This is a genomic window from Alteromonas sp. R7 (assembly GCF_055755235.1).
On sequence record NZ_JBVTQX010000002.1, the window covers coordinates 268,699 to 287,624 of the forward strand.

Genomic DNA, 18,926 nt, shown 5'->3' on the forward strand with positions numbered 1-18,926 from the left:
TAAATAGCATTAAAGTAGCTGTTCAAGCCAAAATTTTCCATTACTTGAATTTGGCATGCCAAATTCAAAGTTCGCTTTTTAACCAAAATCACGCCTCAAAACGTCATTTCAGCGCCACTTTTTCTCAGCCATAGAAAAACCCCCTTAAAGTTACCCTGGTTTTTCGGAGAAAAAAGTAAACGCATGCATAAAATAGGTAAGCACTGAGTAACAAGCAGGTGCTTACAATGAAAAAAATGTTCTATCGTATGGAAGAGATAGCCCCTCTTCTGCTAACTAGTCGACGCACACTATACAACCATATTTATCAAAACAGAGTTAATGGCACTCATTACCCCGTTCCTCCATACATAAAACTTAATGGTCGTATCCTATTTCCTGTAGAAGAGTTCGATTCATGGTTAAATGCTCAACCCAGAATCGTGTCGAACTCTGTTGCAGGCAAAGGGAAATAAGTTGTGCCTGAACTTATAAAAGCAATGGAGCTTGTCCAATGGATCAGAGAGGAACCTGCTGATAAAGCTGGGACGATTGCATATTATGCAAGGCAGTTTACTGATCCGAGTATACTCCCTCTCGCTCCCAAAGATGCAAAGAACGCTGTCAAAGTGTCTGCGGACAACCCAATAAGGACGTTTTCCATTAACTCCCCAGAAGGATTGCCTAGTGGCTGTATGGCCAGGAAAACTTTAAGTTACCTGACTACGTTAGCAGTTAGATATAAAACTCCTAAAACCATCACAGCTTCACGACGACAACTGTACTCAAGTGTTACAGGTCAAGCTCCAAATGGTCAGCAGCAACTTAAAGCGTTCATACAAATATTCATTCAAACAATTACAGCAGATCTCTACATCAAGGAAGTTAGGACCGATGAAAATGAAGCATTTGAGCTCAGGGCACGTGCAGTGCTATCTGACCTAAGTATCTTTTCCTCTGACTCAAAAGTCACTTTCGAGCTATCGGATTCGTTCATAAAACTAATGGGCTTGATAAAACCACACCCTGTTGATGCCAGAGCTCTTCAATTTCTATGGCATAACCGGTCGCCAATCGGAATAGATCTCTACTGCTGGGTAGCTTACAGAGCGCCCTCAGTAAGCTATAGCAAGCCACTATTTTTGAATTGGGAGCAACTTCAACTTATCTTTCCTAACGAATGGAAACGAGTTAACCGACCGTCTGTGTTTAATAACAGACTAAAAAATGCAATTAAACTGGTCAAAATTTGTTATCCAAAATTAAATATTTCTGTATCGAATGATGGCGTGCTAATACATAAGTCAGCTTCTTCAGTACCGAAGGTTAGAGAGAGTTCTTAGATCTGTGGATAGCCCAAATTATCCACAGATCTAAATGAACGTTTTTGTGTATCAAAACAATCAAAACATTCAAATTCTGTGTAAGAAACCACTCAACCTTGTGTACTAAAGCAAACGTGACAATGACATAGCCCTTACACCACTTGGGCTCGAGCGCCCCCCATATAATTACATATAGTTCTTACATATAGATTCCTGTTGTTGTTTTCGAAATTCTGTGAAAGATGAGGATAACTGAGCGCGCTTACTACAGAACTCGCGCAAATCAATATCGTCGAAATTAAGATTAGAATTTGATGAAACAAGAACGATAATGAGCAGCCACCGTAGGCCCCTAATAAAACGCTTGGATAACGCTTTAAGCTCATCTGAACTTGCTGAGTATTCGAGCTTCACCCTGAATCGGCCTGAACTTGATGGAGTTTGCTTTTTCTTTGCCATATCGACCTCTTAACATTATGTCGATACTTACCCTATCACTCTTTTTAAGCCCCAAATCAAGATTGAAAAATTTTTGCATCATCTACGATGCAATGATATCAACCAAACTTTTTTTTCAGCGTAACCGCATTGACTACTTTTTTATGTTATGGGGTTAGGTATGCTGTATAACCCATTGTTGAGGAAAAAGGAGGTATTCATTGTCAAAAGTAATCGAGGATCCACTAAAGGAACTTTCAGAGATCACAAAGCCAGACAGCCGACAGCATTTTTTTAATACTACCTTGGAACTCAATCACGAAGAGCTAACCAGTATTCAACTGCACTCTGGTGTTCCCAAAGAAGTTCGTCAGCTTTTTGAGACCGCAAAAAATATCTCTTTATACTCCTGGTATGTCTATCGCTTTCATCAGGTGTCTGAACTCATTACCTTTACTGCTCTCGAGATGGCGCTACGTTTGAAATACGAGAATGAAGTTTCAGAAAAATCAAAGAAGAAAATGACTTTGTCCCCTCTTCTACAGCATGCAAAAGAGCGAGGCTGGATAACAAACCAAGGCTTTCCCAGCTTTGAAGTAAGACTAAAGCAATATGCAGAGCAGAAGAAAAATGAACTTCGAGCGATGGAACACGATTTTAATAGTGAGCCTGAAATGCAGTGGGAAGAACCTACTCAAGAGGAAATTTCTGATGCGTTCAACGAATTTGACTTAGTCGATGCTATTGCGAGTAATGCTCACCATGTGAGGAATAGCTTAGCGCATGGCTCAACGACACTTCATCCTGGCAGTGTTAGCACTCTGTTTTTGGTTCATGAAGTAATAAATCAACTTTTCCAACCCCATGAAAATAGCGCTTAGACAGTTCTTATTTCAAACTGCTATATAATGCCATTTATCGTGAGAAAGACCATTAAACACCAACCATATATGCTAGATTTGAGGGAATAAAAGGACTTATGAAAGTAAGAGAGAACTTGAAATGTTTGACATGTGACCATGTAACGACGGTTAGAGTTTCGGTAGGTCATAACCCCATACAGCGACATGATTTCGCTTGTTCGAGTTGTGAAGAGCCTATTGGCCTGATTATGCATGTGGATTATCACAACTTCGCCACTGAACTAGAGTTTTGTGAAAATAGTGAACTGGCATTTGAGGAAGGAAATGTTGTTAATCTAGACCCTCACTTTCTAATTCCTGAACCAGATTTAAATATGGACAGGAATTTTTCTTGGATGGATGAAGCACAATATATAATGGCAAACAATCCACAAGCCGCAATTTTGCCTAATCCAGGTAAGAATGGGAAGATTACTGACGTTTATGAGCAACTTGGTGGACTCCCTGGAACAACTAAATATTGGTCATCACTAAAAAAATCCTGGTCCTTACATAGCAAAAATAAAACTGCACTTGCTAGAAAAGTTATAAAAAAATATGACCCGCGCGGATTCGACAATAAAGGTTCTATATACAAGGCTCTTGAAGATTTCTTTTATCGCATAACCCTTCCTAAAGGATATCATTTAACAGAGTGCGGCTATCAAGCGATCAAAAGAGCTAAATTAACCGACTCAAAAGAGTTTTCAAAATTTTTGTGTTTTTATAATCATGAATTACGGAAAGAAAACATGAGAGGATACTTCGATATTTTTAGCGATTTTTTTGAGCATTACAGCGAGTATGATCAGACACTTCTATACGCAAAAAACTTAGCAAGCGTGAGGGATGGTTGTGTAGCAAGTTCATATGGATTTGAAAGGACCAAAATGTTTTATGGAAATGCTTATGAAGTTTATACGAGTAACATCATCGTACTAGCCTGCTTAAACAACATTATTAAAGGCAGACACTTTGACGAGTTCGAAGAAATGAACCTTGAAAAGTATCGTACAATAAATAAAGCAAATCGCGGTAGACCTTTTAAAGATGATGAATTACTAAGTCAATTTTTAGAATGCACTGATAGCACATTAAGGAATGCCTCTCACCACCAATCTATGCGAATTATCGACAAAGGAAAAAATATCCAGTATCAAAGTGGCGGCACTGGTCAAATAAGAACGATTTCTTACTCAAAGTATTTAGAAAAGTGCTGTAAAATCATGCTGGCGATGTCGTCACTATTTCTATTGGAATCGAAAATTAGAGAGGGGTGATTCAATATAAAGATAAGGTCGCACATAATTCGTGTACATTCTTTTAAGACGAAAAGCGTATAGAACAAGAATCCATTAACTTTGCTAAAAAGAATCGTACTGCCATTGCAAACGAATTGACTGATAGAGAAAAATACCCTCCTGAAGATGAACCTGTGTCTGTTTTCATGGCCGACTCTACTGGCGCAGGGAAAACCGAAACCTCCCAATAGTTTCAGCAACAGAACAAAATGTTCGTCGCGAACCTTTCCCCTTGCGCATCAATAATCGGCAGCGTTAATGCTGCCGTTGCCCTTCAACTCGGTAACAGGGTCAAGTAGCACCATATTTAACCCAAACCCAATTCGTGCCATTTTTGCTGTTCTCAGAATTATATTGCTTTCACCAGATAAGTTATCCAAAACATTATTTGCAAATTGAGGCTGCTGATCTTTCAATACGGAGCTTAATGTTTCGAATATCTCTTGCCAGGTCAATTGAGGTTGATCAACTTTCTGCTCTTTCTTTTCTTCCTCAACAGACTCTTCAATATCTTGTGGCTCTTCTATTTTTCTGGACTCATTGTAGCGTGAAGCAACATTCGAAAAATACTTATCTAAATCAGTTGCTGTATTAACCGCTTTCAGTTGTATCCTTCTTGGCTCAGAACAAAAATAAACCAGCGAAGCTGATTTGTTAAAACAAATTGAATGCTCTTCCTTATCAGGTAGCTTTCCTATAGCTTTAGGAGGCAACCAGATAGAATTCTGTGCTATCTTCGAGCTAAAATAATTACTGTGGAGTGACTTTTGACTGTGAAATTTGGGAGCTACGTAAAACACTAGCTCGCCCCTTCCTTCCAAACTAAGCAATAAATTATGCTGCTTTGAGTGCTTTAATGCATGCAAGTTGAATCGATAATACTTAGAATTAAAATTTTTGTAGTACTTCGCATTAGAAGTGGACAAATAATCAGATCTTTTAAATTGTAAAAATACTGGCACTCCAGATATATCCAGTTCGACGTCGTACCCACCGGACCTCCCTTCCTCAATCAAAGATGGGAATGTTGGAACTGATTTAAATCTGTAGTTTCTAGACATCTCTTCTGTAAGAGCATATCCGTACGTAAATTCAGAAAACTGTGGTTTCATTTTATTTTTTCGATTAGCGTCCAAGTCAGCTGCGCTTTTTTGCTTCGGCTGGATTTGCGTGTTAGCTACTCTATACTTCCGAACTGTCCATTGGCGCGCATGTATTTATTGTTCTTACTTAGAGTCATTCCGTGTTCTAGCATTACACCTATTGCAACCGAATCAGTGCCCTTGCGTTCAAATGGAATGCCTACAGCCTATTGTTAGTTCCCAAATTTCAGCGATCTCCATATTGACCATTCCTTAAAAGTTTCAATTGTGATTAACTCTATACCAATTGCCCCTACAAAACTAAAACCGAGGAGGTAAATAAAGTTGTACAAAAATCCATCAATCAACTGCTTCCACCAAGGTACATCTTTGTAGACTCTTCTTAGGATTGAATAAATCATTAAACCCTTGTATGCCATCCAAATGGCGCAGAATAAAAAAGAAGCAGTTGCCAGTCCAACGGGGTTGTTGCTCGCTAGAGACGCAATGCCCATACTGAACGCAAATACTCCAACGACATCATTTGAAAACGCGTTGTGTTCTGCTGCAATAGTTTTGTGTTCTTCGGGGATAAATATATTTTTATACTTCACTAGATTTCCTGTGGTAGAGATCATTTAAATGGTGCGGTCCCTCTAAGCTGAGAATTACTTTTTATGATGCTACTTACCATCATGCGCTTTTGCTGTCATCGTCCTTATTATCTTGCGAATGTTTTTAAATTAGAAACATTGTTTGTATATAAATAGCCGAGGTAAAATACCACTTTATTCCCTATAAGTCTTATACTTAGACGTTAAGCACCATATAAGAAATAAAATTACCGGGCCTGCTGTCTGAGCCTTGCTGGGCTATTTATGAAAATAGTGGAGTTAAAATGTCAAATAATAAGGAGTCTGTCTCGTCTTCAATTAATACTACCCTATAAGCGCTGACATCAGTTCAAGTCGCTGTTCCTTGCTTAAGTTTGCTAACTGTTTTGTAAGTTGTCGTAACGAACTTTCTCCACCACAGCTTTTAACTCCAGCGTATTCCGATAATCTCTGACAGATTCTATCTGCTGGCTCCCTTAATTCCTCCGCTGTCAAAACCGTATACCCCGCAGTAACATCACTTCTGCTTGTTTTGTGATTCAGCAACCGTTTCAAGGTATAAGTCCCGACACCAATCGTTTCAGCAACAGAACAAAATGTACGGCGAAGATCATGCAGTGTAAAAGAAACATCTGCGCGTTCGTTCATTTGCTTAATAATTTTCTTAGGCTCCACCACTCTGCCATGATGGTTGTCAGCACCAAAAACAAAACCCGAAACACGGTACTCTGCTCTTCTCTTAAAGATTTCCTCAAGTGGCTTGGTGATTGGCAGTTCCAGCCCATGACCATTCTTTGTATCGTCTAAGCAGAATAGCTGGTCGTCCAAAAATACATTTTTCCATTCCAGCTCAAGTAATTCTGTTTTGCGCAAACCTGTAAACGCCATGAACTCTACGAAATCACACACTGTCGCAGTAAAGTCTTGTCTATGAATTATGGCTTCGTCACGCATCTCATTAATAACCGCAAGAAATGGCTTTAGCTGTGAGGGTCGAAGTCTAGTCTGTTTGCGGGCAACATTATTCCAGCAACGTTTTTCCGACAAAACAGTAACAGGGTTATGAGGAAATAAAGTTCTACCATCTGAGGATTTATACTCAGCCCTAGCAAAGTTAAAGAGCGCCCTCAATGTGCGCATGGCAAGATCCGCCTGTGCTGGGCTGCGCTTAGTCAGTTCACAATGCCGACGATAGATGCGGTTTTCTGTAAGGTCAGCCATACGCTTCTTTGCCCAATCGTCAAAATAACAGTCCATCACCTGCTCGTAGCCACGTAACGTAGTTTCTTTAAGCTTTCTGGAAAGTTTATAGCTCTCGTAAACCGTCTCCAATGTGACTGAGGCGGCCCTGAAGTGACGTTTGCTATCGTTGGGGTTCATTCCATCAGCAATATCCGCCATCGCCTTTCTAGCTTGCTTACGGGCCTGCTCTACTGCAATGGATGGAAAAGAGCCGATAGTAACCGACAATGGCTTCTGTGTGCCTGGAAGCTTCTTATAAACCCGAAACGTCTTCTTATTTGATGGAAGAACATCAATGATGAGACCTGGCATTTGAATGTCGTAATATCGAGCCCGTTTGTCTGAGCCTGATAGTTTTTCAATGGCCTGTTCTGTAAATCTGAATTTTGTTGCTGACATACTGTGCTACCTCTGTGCTACTTTGAGCGCAAAATCTAATGCGCTGAATTGCTTAAAAAATTAAGCAACAGAGATAACAAAACCGCAATAACCTACTGATTTATATGAAACAATAAGTAATTAGCAGGTAAATAAAGTAACTATCGGTAAAGGCTCGGTTTGAGCCTCATAATCGGCAGGTCCCCTGTTCAAGTCAGGGTGGGCCATTTTTTATCAGACTTCATCATAGCTACCAAAGCCACTTGTAGACACTTCAATAATGTGAAGCTTGTCGTAAGAATGACTCTTTTTCATCAGCGAGCAACCGAAGCTGGTTATCAATTTTTAAGAGCCCATCTGATAAAAAACTATTGCTCATTTTTATCTCATTGAAAACTCATTACAGGTTGAGTTGAGCATCTTGCCTTCCTAGCACCCGCATTATTTCAATATAATCACCATGAATGCGATAGTAGATACTATCAACTCCACAAACTGCTCGACGATAGTCTAGTCTGATATCATCAACAGCAGGTGCAATGTAAGGCTGATTTGCTAACTGCTCAAAGCGTTCTAAAAGTTTATAATAATATGCGTCAGCTTGCGCTTCGCCAAATTCAGCAAGACCACGAAACCAAATACGCTTTAAATCAGACTCAGCCGCTGCACTGAGTTTATAGTTTCCCATTATTTCGTGCTTCTTCTTTAAAGCTAGCTAGCATTTCACTCGGTGACCTTTCAACAAAACCGCTTTGCTCTGCTTCAATTAACTTTAAACGAATAGCTTCAATCTCGGCTGCTCGTACTTGCTCTTTTCTGATCAAATCTCGTAATAATTCACTGTCACTAGCATAATTACCAGTTGCTAGTTGAGCTTGCATCCATTGTTCTTGTTGATCTGTTACTGTGATACTTTTCTTTACCATTGCCATAATTTACCTCCAATAGATGAAATTCAGTAAGGATAAAATCCTACTTAATACTACTACAGTCAAGTTTAGTTCAGAACTGGTAAGAATCAATTCGAGTTTCATCATACAATCCTTATTTGGTAACTAAAGCAGCAATTTGGTGGTCAGATAAAAATAGCTCTACTGTTAAAGGACAACGAGGGGGGCACTCGCATGTACCACGCCAACATTCAGGCTGTAGAAAATCATGTTAAGCATAAATTTACTCGCGAGACGCTTACTACCCTGATACAAACGCTGCCCGCTCATTAATTGGGCAATAAAATGGGAGAATAATGATGTTTGCCAGATTAAAAAACGGCCAGACAACAAAGTACAACTCCAACCTGTCTGAGTTCGTTCGCAACGCCGACTCGTCTAAAAAGAAAAAGGTATACAGCCGTGTTATTGATAGAGCTGTAGAATCTCAGAATTCAGTAGTGAAGCAGGCTGAGCTACTACAAACTCGCTGATACTCGAGGGAGTCAGAAACTCCCTCTATTGTTTTATCTCTTTTATGCTATTAAAGCTGCCCCCTGTTCAAGTCAGGGTGGGGCCACCATTTTTTCTATAATTACTAGTCACCACTCGCTTATATCATCACGATATCAGTTTTCTCAAACTTAAAAAAAGCCTCTTTATTAAAACTGTAACACCAAATCTGTAGCCTAACTGCACTGTTTCTTTACCCATAGTTTGGTTCCCCTTAGATGAAGCACACCATGTCACGCCATACGTTTTATTCGCTGACGGTAACCTTCACCATTTTGTCTATTCTTGGCCAACTCTCTACCAGCATTTATAGCCCCTTCTTTTTTGATTTGGCTGCTATATACCACAGCTATGTGGGAATAATTGAAAAAAGCGTGGCCGTGTTTCTTATCGCGTTCTCACTTTCTCAGTTAGTGTCTGGTGTCGCCTGCGACTACCTAAACAAACAAAAGTTTCTACTGTATGGAGTCTTTGTATTCATCGCCGGTACGCTTATGGTGGCACTTGCCACCGAAGAAAATACCTTTCTTGTAGGAAGAGTCATTCAGGGCTTAGGCGGTGGGGTTGGCGTTTCAGTATCGCGCGGACTGTCGCGTCAGATATTTAGCGAAAAGCAGCTGAATGTTTCACTTTCGTTTATCAACATTGCATTCGCTATCGCGCCAGCAATAGCGCCACTAGTAGGTACACTAATTGGCGAGTCCTTCGGCGTTTCATCTATCTTTTATTTTGTACTAGTAATGGGAGTATTCGCCTTACTTTTACTGCTTTCAGTTTCCACCACCCTCAAACAGTATATGCCGACAACCTCAGAGAACGTCTTTAGCGACACTTTAGCGCTTATTAAAAGCACAATGATGAAAATCGTCTCAGTGGGTATGGCCAGCGGACTACTTTATGGCATTGTGTTTAGCTTCATTACCATCTCGCCGTCAATGATAATGCAGCAATTCGGACTCACCAAAACTGTGTTCTCGATATATTCGCTTCTAGCTACGCTGTCTTTTGTGATGGGAAGCATAATCAATATTCGACTAGCCTCTGTTTCACCATTGTTTAAATTCAAGTATTCAAGCTTGTTTATCGCTGTGCTTTCAGTGCTTTTTTGGTTACTTATTTCCCCCTTCGCAATAAAAGGGTTAGTGGGTATTTTGACTTATTCCTATGTCACCTTCTTTTTTATTGGCATCGCAATGCCCTGCAGCGTAACTATCATGCTTGGCTACTCTGATAAATCCGCAGGTTTTTTAGCGGCACTAACCGGCTTTTTTCACCTAACAGGGGCAGCAATAGGCGCTTACGCGGTGACCTTAATTACCCTAGAACCTATCATTTCTTTTTGTTTGTCTTCTTGCGGCTTAAGCGTTTCAAGTATCCTCATCTGTACAATACTGAAGAGGAATTAACTAAGCTCTTGTACGGTAATGCCGTTGTAATGATAAAACGTACACCGTTTAAGGTGTTTAATAGTGAAAATCGAGTCGTGTTGCCCATTTGATTTCTAAAATCCATCCCCATAATGATGAGGCTCCCGAAGTGGTTGGGAGTAATTATTGTTAAAAGGATATTAGAAACAATGAAACGTACTATTCTCGCCAGTATCTTTGGCGCGCTTTCTTTAAATGCTTTCGCAGCTTCGCCTTCATATGACTTCGTTAAAGCTGGATACGTACAAGCAGATATTGAAGACGCAGGCGACTTCGAGCCAACCGGTTTTCAAATTCAAGGCTTCAAATCACTTAACGAAAATGTATACCTGACAGGTCGTTATGGTCAGTTGAGTGAAGACGAATATGGTGTTGACGGTGAACTTGACTATATCTCTGCAGGGGTTGGTTACCGCTATGGTTTAACTACAACAACCGACTTTTTTGGTGAGTTGACGTATGAGTATGTGGATGTTGACCTAGACTCAAGCTTCGCTTCTGCTGAAGCTGACGACAATGGCTATGGCATTACTGCCGGTATTCGTTCAATGCTGTCAGAGCAATTTGAGCTTCGCGGTGCTATCCGCTATATCGACATTGAAGACGACGAAACAGCTTTTGAAATTGGCGCAGACTATTTCTTTACACCACAATTCTCTTTCGGTGCAACTTACGTTATAGCTGATGATGTTGACCTACTAGGCGTATCTGCACGTTACACCTTCTAACCCCTTTGATGGGTTAGCGTACTCGCAACAAAGCCACGTTACACAACGTGGCTTTTTTATTGAGCTACGCAAACCAGTCTATTTAGCCTCTTGGCTTGATGTGTTCGTGCGCTGTCGGCAGGCTAGCTGCACCTTCCTGCTCTAGGTTAAGCGCAGTAATTGGAAATGGAATGACAATCCCTTCTTCATCAAAACGCTTTTTAAGCATTTTTATAAAGGCGCTCTTTATGAAGAAGCGGTTAAAGTATTCACGGGTTCTCAGCATCACTGTTAAGTTGATACTAGAATTGTCGAAAGTGTGAAACAGAACAAAAGGTTGATAAGTTTCAACACCAAACTCGTGCTGCTCTAGAATAGTATTGGCAACCTCTAAACATACGTTTTCAACATGCTCTAAATCAGAGCTATAATGCACGCCAACTTCAACAGGCACCGACAGTTCGCGTTCAGGGTAGTAGTAGTTAATCAACTTTGAATTAGACAACTTACTGTTAGGCATGATCACGATGTTGTTAGGTAGCATTCTAACCCACGTGGAGCGCCATCCTATTTTCTCTACAAAACCTTGTTCTCCAGAATCCAGCTCTATGAAGTCGCCTATACGAATGGGCTTATCCATTACCAACTGAATACCCGAGAAGAAGTTTTCAAGCGTTGGCTGTAGCGCTAGTGCTACTGCGAGCGAAGTAATGCCTAACGATGCAACAATGGGTGTTACCGACACCCCCATGGTGCTTAATATAATCAAAATTGCTAATACAGCGAATAGCGCTCTAACTGCTCCACCGGCAATTGCGCTGGTATTTTTAACTATGGTTGACTGGTCGCGATAACGACTTAATGAGTAAGTGACAAAACGCTCGAAGAAGAGAAATAAAGTAATGATGAGGCCAGCTTCGATAACAATGGTTAGCGCTTTAATCGCCCCTTCATCTTCTATCTGAAATACTGAAACAATACTTTTAACCAACAGCAGGAAAATCACCCAGATAAGCAAATTAAGTGGGGCATTTAACGACAACACAAGCACGCGATAGATATCAGACATACTGCTGTTTTCTGAACGCGCTTTAGCTTTCAAACGCACCAAAATAAGTCGTTTAACAATGAAGAGCACAATAACAACGCCTACTAATCCGGCTATTGCTATTGCCTGCTGATTTTCAAGAAGTTGAGTGCTGTCCACGGCTGACGGGGCTCCTGCATATATGAGTAGGCACTTTTTATTTTTAGCTACACCTTAGTACGTGAAAGAAGAGGCAAAAGGTGCACCAGTTATACCAATCCGCATAGATAATGGCCACTCAGATAGTTAATTGTGCTATTAACTTATTACAGGCTAATTAGGAATCAGAGAGCAGAGATAGTTTGCGTTCATATTCGCGAGACAACCACGAAGAAGCTTCGTCAATATCTGTGAAAAAAAGATAATCCATACTTTTGAGCTCGGGGATCCTCTGAAACATAATTCCGCGTATGACAGGCCCTTTGTAGACATAAGCTTTCGCTATTAATCCCATTTCAGGGAGCCGTTTTATAATACGCTTGAGTATGTCGAAGGCCTCAGGAGTTGCACCTTCAACTTGGCTAATATCTGCCAGAAGGGAAAAGGGTCGTTGATTCAGTCCTATGACTAGTTTAAAAAGACGATCGCTGTAGTCTTCCGCACTTTTTTCATTAAACGCGCCATAGAGTCGAGTGGTGACTACTCCGTTCTCGTACGAAATTGTTGATGAGCTCAGTATTTTTGGCATAGCCTACTTTCACAATTACTTCCTAGGTTAATAGTAGACGATAAGTTTTCGTAAATGCGAATACTCTTAAAGTTTAGGTTTATTTTTCAGCCAATGTTAACAGCGGTTCGTTATTGGGAAAGCGTTCAAGCCCCTGTTTTAGAATTGTATTTGCCTTCTCGGGCATGTTGTTTTCGCGCAAAGCTAATACGTAGTTGTGAACATACACGTGTTGGTTCTGCCCCACTTCATAGCCTTTCTTAAACCAAGCCACGGCTTGGCTGTCGTTTTGCTCTAAGTAATAATTGGCAATCAAGAAGTAACTTAACCAGTACGTTGGCCATGTATGCGACGCGGTTTCCAAAAATGCCAATGAACGCGCTTTATCTCCCACTTTAAGCATGTCGTAAGCCGCACTTACATAAGTGAACGGTGTCATCTCAGGCGAGGTTACATTAGGAGGAACTGGTGCCAAGTACCAGTAATTTCCTCTTCCCCACGTTCTTTCAAAAAGCTCAAGCGACATTTCGTGATTAGGCGTAAGGCCGGTATGTAAAATAACTGTTCCCTTATCACTATCGAACCCAATAACAACAGCGTAGTGCCATTGGGGTAACAACTGGATGGACAAATTTTGAAAAACAATCACTGGGATATCATCTTTAACTAACGACATAATTGACGATAAAGTCCCTCGGTCAGAATATGGCAAAAAACCAAATTGTCGAGTAGCGCTCACCATTTCTAATTGTAAACTCCCTTCTTTATTAGGAATGAACAACTTAGGCGCAATATCATTTGGAGAGGTGCTTTCACCATAATAACCAAACACTTCAGATAGTGTGGTAGGTCCGCAATAAAACTGTTCTTGGGGGAAAAACGGAACAGATTGAATAGTGTGAGATTCAGGTAAAGAGGCAAGTCCCTCTTGCCGCAGCTTGTCAGCTTGAGGTGTGGACTGACAGCCTGAAAGCAAAAATAGAAGCGAAAGGCCTGCTAACGCGCAGGCCTTTTTAACTGAATTGATCATTCAATTAGCTGTTCACTGGACGAATAAATGGGTAAACGTCAGTTACACCAATTAGGTCCAAAATTGCGATAATAGCAAGTACGGTAAGCACTGCGCCCACAACGCCACCCGCTGGCGCTTGATTAATTTCATCATTTAATTGGGCAATTTCGCTGTCGGTCATGCCGTTGATTCTGGCGATAGCTTGGTTGCTATCTACACCTAAGCTAACCAATTTACTCTGCACGTCTGCACGATTAACCATGTCAATTAGCTGCTGCTTATTGTAGTGAGCGGCTTGAGTTTGCATTACGGAATCTGAGCTAATTGCTTCTGCATGCACGCTGCCTGACATTAAAACCGTTGCCGAAAAGCAACCAATCGCAATTTTTTTCAAAAATTTCATGATGTTTCCCTCTTTAAAATGCCCAGTTTTATTCTTCTTTTGCGTTACCTAACTCACGATAAACTAGAGTGAAATAAAACTTCGCACTGATTCAGCAGACGCATTTGCGCTCTGCGGTTTATTTTCAGTAGATAAGCACAGCAAGATTAAGACCAACTAAAAATGCCTTTTTTTCATAATAGACAAGATTCCATTTTTTCTCTTTAAAATAACGATTTAAGTGACCTTTATACGAAAAATGCTGATCAAAGCTTTGTTCGTTAATTCTGCATTGATGCATCACCGCGCGCTGACTTTTATGTAATATTTTCTTTATGCTGGAATTATTTGCTTGCCACTAATATAAAAGAAGCAACAAACCATAAGGGGCAATCTGTAGAATGAGCGGGGGATTCGAAACGCTTGTTTCACGCCTCATACCATATGGAGTTAAGTTTGAGGTGCAATTTTTGACAAAAACACGCTATAAAAGGTTAATACTTTTTTTAGCGTTTGGGTGAAATGCGCATCAAGCAGAATCTCATTTATTGGGTATTGGTAGCGACTGTCTGCTGTATTAGTGCATGCAGTTCAGATAAGTTTATGCGTAAAAAAGTATCCCCTTTGTCTTTGGCCGGTGCATACGGATATGGCTATTTGCCCGACTTAAGCCACTTCGACAACATACAACTGGCTGCTCGGTGCACGTCGTACGAGCAAAGTACTACACTAGATATTGCGCTTGCGCTCGATTGCTTTATTACCTTGTTAAAAAGAGACAGTCTTTCCGATGCGCATCGTGCTATAGGGATCGACGGGTATAACCTCGCAGTAAACAAGTTATTCCGTCTTAGACATACAACTGACAACTTAATTCAGGTTAACTACTCGGGCCCAAGCGAGCTCGTTTTAGTTTCAGAAATAGAAGCCTTAGACGCTCGCCTCTCTCCTAAGGTATTTGGTGAACTTGGCGGTGCTGCAGTGGCTCGAATTAGCAACCAAGCACAGAATGGCCGTAGCCTTGACCTAAACTATCCACTAGAAGGTATCTACTCGCCTTACTCCCTTCAAGTTGAGTCGGTTGCATTGAAAGGGCTTAGAATTCACATATCCTTGCAAGCCCAACACGTCGATGTGCCTACCGAAATACTGGTTGGAAACAACACATACACGCAACGGTACTCACCTGCTGCCGCTTACCTTTCCCTATTACAAAATGCCGACATCCATAATTTCAGCTGGCTAGGATTTATTAATGCACAAGACGCTGAAAAGAGAATGGGAGTCTTTAGTATTGGAGAGCTTTCTTCAGTCAAAACCCCGATTATTATGATTCATGGCCTCAATTCAGACCCGCTAATTTGGCGGTATCTCACAATGGCTATTTTCAATGACGAAGAATTATCTCAACACTATCAGATATTGCACGTGTACTACCCATCAGGACCTCCTCCTTTCTATAACGCCATGCGAGTTCGCAATTTACTGTACAAGCTAAACCAGCGGATAGCGTCATCGGAAGGCGCTTCTTCATCTGCGGTATTGATAGGGCATAGTATGGGCGGCGTAATCGCAAAGCTGATTTCAACGCATTCAGATAACACGTTATGGGATACTACTTTCACAGAGCCTCCAGAAGCGCTACTTGCTGAAGGTGATGAAATGTTGCGAGATATATTTATATTTAGTCCTGTGTATAAAGAGAATACGGTGTTTTTTCTCGACACTCCACACCGAGGCTCAGAAATAGCTAATAGCCTTATAGGATCGTTAGGCTCTTCACTCATCACACTCCCTTTTAGTTTTAAAGCGCTATTTAAAAACTTTATCGAAAAAGTAGGCGTGAGCAGATTAACCGCTGCTATGCTTCCTTTCTTGCAAAACTACGGGCCAGATAGCGTCCAAGTGTTGCGCCCCGATCACCCGCTGATGACAGCGTTAGCCGACATTCCTGTAGAAGGCGAGAGCTATTCTATTATTGGCTCAACCAGTACCTTGTATTGCCAGTCAGAAACAGAATGCGCTGCTATAACTGACTCTGTCGTCAGTTATAGCAGCGCATATTTACCTGAGGCAAAAGACACAACAATTGTTAACTCGTCACATAACTCATTCAAAAGCAGTCAGGCAATCGAGTTTATACTTGATAAGCTTCGCCAAAAGCACATCAGCGCAAAAACTGTTCAAAATTCCCTCGACATGTAGCCCTCAATTCCTTATAGTGCGCGCGCTTTTATATATTAGTGAAGTGACAACCGCTTTCACTACTATCTCTTCTCATCGTTTTACCCCTGGATACCTGTTTTGATTACCACCGCAAATATCACAATGCAGTTTGGCTCTAAGCCATTATTTGAAAATATTTCCGCAAAATTCGGCAACGGCAACCGATACGGCCTAATTGGCGCAAACGGTTGTGGCAAGTCTACCTTTATGAAAATTCTAAGCGGTAAACTTACTCCATCGTCGGGCAACATTTCTATGGCGCCAGGCACAAAGCTAGGTATCTTGAGTCAGGACCAGTTTGCGTTTGAAGAGTTTAGCGTAGTCGATACCGTTATCATGGGTGACCGTGAACTATGGGAAGTTAAGCAAGAGCGCGACGCCATTTACAGCAAGGCTGAAATGAGCGAAGAAGATGGCATGCGCGTGGCGGACTTGGAAACCCAATTTGCCGAGATGGATGGTTACACCGCCGAAGCGCGCGCTGGCGATATCTTAAACTCTGCTGGCATCGACGAAAGCTATCATTTTGGTTTAATGAAAGAAGTCGCACCTGGTAAAAAAGTACGTGTGCTTTTGGCGCAGGCATTATTTGCCGAGCCTGACATTCTGCTTCTAGACGAACCAACCAACAACTTGGATATCTACACCATCAGTTGGCTAGCTGAAGAGCTGAACAAACGTAAATCGACCATGCTTATTATTTCGCACGACAGACACTTTCTAAACTCTGTATGCACGCACATGGCCGATATCGACTACGGTGAGCTGCGCGTTTATCCGGGTAACTACGACGACTACATTCAAGCTGCCATGCTCGTTCAAGAACAGCTTCATGCAGAGAATGCTAAGAAGTCAGCGGAAATTGAAGAGCTACAGAGCTTCGTAGCGCGATTCTCTGCCAACGCATCGAAAGCGAAACAAGCCACCTCGCGTGCCCGCCGTCTTGAGAAAATTGAATTAGCTGAGGTAAAAGCGTCTAGCCGTCGTAAGCCTTATATTGTGTTTAACCAACATAAGAAACTTCACCGCCTTGCCATCACACTTGAAGACTTAGGCCATAGCTACCCAGATCTTCCGTTATTCGATAACGCGAACTTGCTATTAGAAGCTGGTCAGCGCTTGGCGATTATTGGTGAGAACGGGGCCGGCAAAACCACGCTATTGAAGTGTTTGGTTAATGACATTGAACCTACCGCAGGTAGCTATAAGTGGGCTGAAAACGCTGCGATTGGTTACATTCCGCAGGATAACGCTAAATACTTTGCCGAAGATATCACTATGTTTGAGTGGATGAGCCAATGGCGTAGCCCCAAACACGATGACCTGCAAATAAAAGGTATGTTAGGACGTTTGCTATTTACGTCTGACGACTTCAACAAACGCGTGCAGGTATGTTCTGGTGGTGAGAAAAACCGTTTGCTGTTCGGAAAGCTAATGCTTCAAGACATCAACGTTTTAGTAATGGATGAACCCACTAACCACATGGACATGGAGTCGATTGAAGCCTTGAACAATGCGCTATACAAGTTTGATGGCACTGTTATTTTTGTTAGTCACGACCGTGAATTCGTTTCGTCACTGGCGACGCAAATCATCGAAATTAAAGACAAGAAACTGAATCACTTCGATGGAAACTACGAAGAGTTTTTGGCGCATAAAGAAAACGCGTAATTATATATCGATGCCTTCATCAATAGATGAAGTGAGCCACATAACAAAACGGGCACTTATTTAAGTGCCCGTTTTTTGTTTCAGTATATTAAAAGCTTACTGACCAGATAAATACTTGCCAACCGCTGTCGCTAAGCGGTCAAAGTAGTTAACAATCGTATTTTTAATTGGCGCTAACTCTTGTTCTGTTATTTCATCAAAGTTATCTGGCGGTGTGAAATCTTCAACACGCTCATTTTTTAGCGCATCATCTTGAAATTCGGTAAACACTGGCAGCGTTAAGATATCAACTGGCTTGTCTAAACGCTCAATACTAACGTTAAAGCTTGCCGAAGCAATATAGTGATCGGTACCCAAAAAACTACGCGTAAACAGTCCGAACCCTTTGCTTTGATGCTCTGAACATCCATACGTACCGCACTCGGTAATAGCCACCGTCGGCGCTTCTTCAACGATAATCACAGTGGCAATGCCTTTGTCTAACAACGATTTTCTTAACGTGTTTTGTTTGTCATTGAACGCCCCGTTATTTCCTTCTCCTATCACAAAATCTAGGGCGCCTGCATCGTCAACCATAGAAGAGATATCCACCGCAGTGAAACGACTGTTTTGCTCAATGGCTTTTTTGAATGTGCTATACAGCGTGTTGTTCAATTGCCAGTCGTAGCTATATTCTTTCGTAAAATTGTTAAATTTAGTGGTACCGATATGCGTGTGAGTGGGAAACTTTTTAGCGCTAACCCATACCCCAACTTTTTGTTTTGGTGGCGCTACTGGCTTGCTAACTGGCTCTTTAGTCGATTCGCCTTTCGTGGTTCCATCATTTACGCTGTCGCCATCTTGCACCACATCTTCTTGCTCTGTGCTTTCAGTTGGCGTGGCTTCCTTGCTATTAGGTTGAGAAGGAACGCTTTCGCCAGAATCCATACCTCGTTGCGTAACACACCCTGCAGCCAACATTAATACGGCTAACAGAACAGTAAACTTTGTCACAAACTTCATAACACTTCCTTATTTCAAAGCCATTTAAGTTAATACTAAATT

The 18,926-nt window shown here is 41.4% G+C and carries 20 protein-coding genes; 10 read left to right on the forward strand and 10 right to left on the reverse strand.

The annotated features are described in order from the left end of the window. Positions 1-227 precede the first annotated feature (227 nt). The 5 genes from AC0J2X_RS03990 (at position 228) to AC0J2X_RS04010 (ending at position 4,136) form a co-directional block, all read left to right on the forward strand. Positions 228-455 carry a helix-turn-helix transcriptional regulator gene (locus AC0J2X_RS03990; RefSeq protein WP_472995787.1) on the forward strand — a complete coding sequence of 76 codons (228 nt, stop codon included), beginning with the start codon at positions 228-230 and terminating at the stop codon, positions 453-455. Positions 456-458: 3 nt separating this feature from the next. Beyond that, positions 459-1,322, forward strand: a complete 864-nt coding sequence (locus AC0J2X_RS03995) for a replication initiation protein (RefSeq protein ID WP_472995788.1) — start codon at positions 459-461, stop codon at positions 1,320-1,322. Positions 1,323-1,963: 641 nt separating this feature from the next. Then, positions 1,964-2,623: a hypothetical protein gene (locus AC0J2X_RS04000; protein ID WP_472995789.1), complete on the forward strand. Its 660-nt coding sequence runs from the start codon at positions 1,964-1,966 to the stop codon at positions 2,621-2,623. Positions 2,624-2,721: 98 nt separating this feature from the next. Next, complete coding sequence (locus tag AC0J2X_RS04005; RefSeq protein WP_472995790.1) at positions 2,722-3,924, forward strand: hypothetical protein; 1,203 nt, start codon at positions 2,722-2,724, stop codon at positions 3,922-3,924. Positions 3,925-4,040: 116 nt separating this feature from the next. Continuing rightward, positions 4,041-4,136, forward strand: a complete 96-nt coding sequence (locus AC0J2X_RS04010) for a zeta toxin family protein (protein WP_472995791.1) — start codon at positions 4,041-4,043, stop codon at positions 4,134-4,136. Positions 4,137-4,184: 48 nt separating this feature from the next. On the opposite strand, the gene AC0J2X_RS04015 is transcribed toward AC0J2X_RS04010, so the two are convergent. The 5 genes from AC0J2X_RS04015 to AC0J2X_RS04035 all read right to left on the reverse strand — a co-directional run bounded on the left by AC0J2X_RS04015 (position 4,185) and on the right by AC0J2X_RS04035 (position 8,193). Next, on the reverse strand, positions 4,185-5,057 hold the full coding sequence (locus tag AC0J2X_RS04015) for a hypothetical protein (RefSeq protein ID WP_472995792.1): 873 nt from the start codon (positions 5,055-5,057) through the stop codon (positions 4,185-4,187). A gap of 203 nt (positions 5,058-5,260) precedes the next feature. Beyond that, on the reverse strand, positions 5,261-5,641 hold the full coding sequence (locus AC0J2X_RS04020; protein WP_472995793.1) for a hypothetical protein: 381 nt from the start codon (positions 5,639-5,641) through the stop codon (positions 5,261-5,263). Between the two features lie 324 nt (positions 5,642-5,965). Then, positions 5,966-7,282: a tyrosine-type recombinase/integrase gene (locus tag AC0J2X_RS04025; protein WP_472995794.1), complete on the reverse strand. Its 1,317-nt coding sequence runs from the start codon at positions 7,280-7,282 to the stop codon at positions 5,966-5,968. A 379-nt stretch (positions 7,283-7,661) separates the two neighbouring features. After that, the gene (locus AC0J2X_RS04030) at positions 7,662-7,949 is read right to left on the reverse strand and encodes a type II toxin-antitoxin system RelE/ParE family toxin (RefSeq protein WP_472995795.1); all 288 of its coding nucleotides are present in this window, start codon (positions 7,947-7,949) and stop codon (positions 7,662-7,664) included. After that, positions 7,936-8,193, reverse strand: a complete 258-nt coding sequence (locus tag AC0J2X_RS04035; RefSeq protein WP_061484850.1) for a ribbon-helix-helix domain-containing protein — start codon at positions 8,191-8,193, stop codon at positions 7,936-7,938. Before AC0J2X_RS04035 ends, AC0J2X_RS04030 begins: the two co-directional genes overlap by 14 nt. A 314-nt stretch (positions 8,194-8,507) precedes the next feature. Here AC0J2X_RS04035 and AC0J2X_RS04040 point away from each other — a divergent pair, with 314 nt between their 5' ends. The 3 genes from AC0J2X_RS04040 to AC0J2X_RS04050 all read left to right on the forward strand — a co-directional run bounded on the left by AC0J2X_RS04040 (position 8,508) and on the right by AC0J2X_RS04050 (position 10,858). Further along, the gene (locus AC0J2X_RS04040) at positions 8,508-8,684 is read left to right on the forward strand and encodes a hypothetical protein (protein ID WP_342317404.1); all 177 of its coding nucleotides are present in this window, start codon (positions 8,508-8,510) and stop codon (positions 8,682-8,684) included. Between the two features lie 249 nt (positions 8,685-8,933). Beyond that, positions 8,934-10,109: an MFS transporter gene (locus AC0J2X_RS04045; RefSeq protein WP_472995796.1), complete on the forward strand. Its 1,176-nt coding sequence runs from the start codon at positions 8,934-8,936 to the stop codon at positions 10,107-10,109. A 170-nt stretch (positions 10,110-10,279) separates the two neighbouring features. Next, the gene (locus AC0J2X_RS04050) at positions 10,280-10,858 is read left to right on the forward strand and encodes a porin family protein (protein ID WP_014948444.1); all 579 of its coding nucleotides are present in this window, start codon (positions 10,280-10,282) and stop codon (positions 10,856-10,858) included. 82 nt (positions 10,859-10,940) lie between these two features. On the opposite strand, the gene AC0J2X_RS04055 is transcribed toward AC0J2X_RS04050, so the two are convergent. From AC0J2X_RS04055 to AC0J2X_RS04070, 4 genes are all read right to left on the reverse strand, one after another. Continuing rightward, a complete protein-coding gene (locus AC0J2X_RS04055; RefSeq protein ID WP_342317402.1) occupies positions 10,941-12,044 on the reverse strand; it encodes a mechanosensitive ion channel family protein in 1,104 nt (367 codons plus the stop codon). Positions 12,045-12,201: 157 nt separating this feature from the next. Further along, positions 12,202-12,612, reverse strand: a complete 411-nt coding sequence (locus AC0J2X_RS04060) for a hypothetical protein (protein ID WP_472995798.1) — start codon at positions 12,610-12,612, stop codon at positions 12,202-12,204. 79 nt (positions 12,613-12,691) lie between these two features. Next, positions 12,692-13,621 (reverse strand): PA2778 family cysteine peptidase, encoded by a 930-nt coding sequence (locus AC0J2X_RS04065; protein ID WP_472995799.1) that lies wholly within the window; start codon positions 13,619-13,621, stop codon positions 12,692-12,694. A gap of 4 nt (positions 13,622-13,625) precedes the next feature. Next, positions 13,626-14,006: a PA2779 family protein gene (locus AC0J2X_RS04070; RefSeq protein ID WP_014951406.1), complete on the reverse strand. Its 381-nt coding sequence runs from the start codon at positions 14,004-14,006 to the stop codon at positions 13,626-13,628. Positions 14,007-14,588: 582 nt separating this feature from the next. Between AC0J2X_RS04070 and AC0J2X_RS04075 the strand changes: the two genes are divergently transcribed. Both AC0J2X_RS04075 and AC0J2X_RS04080 read left to right on the forward strand, forming a co-directional pair. Further along, positions 14,589-16,190, forward strand: coding sequence for an esterase/lipase family protein (locus AC0J2X_RS04075; RefSeq protein ID WP_472995800.1), 1,602 nt, complete (start codon positions 14,589-14,591; stop codon positions 16,188-16,190). A gap of 99 nt (positions 16,191-16,289) precedes the next feature. Further along, the gene (locus tag AC0J2X_RS04080; RefSeq protein WP_472995801.1) at positions 16,290-17,882 is read left to right on the forward strand and encodes an ABC-F family ATPase; all 1,593 of its coding nucleotides are present in this window, start codon (positions 16,290-16,292) and stop codon (positions 17,880-17,882) included. A gap of 96 nt (positions 17,883-17,978) precedes the next feature. Here AC0J2X_RS04080 and AC0J2X_RS04085 read toward each other — a convergent pair whose 3' ends face one another. Beyond that, positions 17,979-18,884 (reverse strand): hypothetical protein, encoded by a 906-nt coding sequence (locus AC0J2X_RS04085; protein ID WP_472995803.1) that lies wholly within the window; start codon positions 18,882-18,884, stop codon positions 17,979-17,981. Positions 18,885-18,926: the final 42 nt, after the last annotated feature.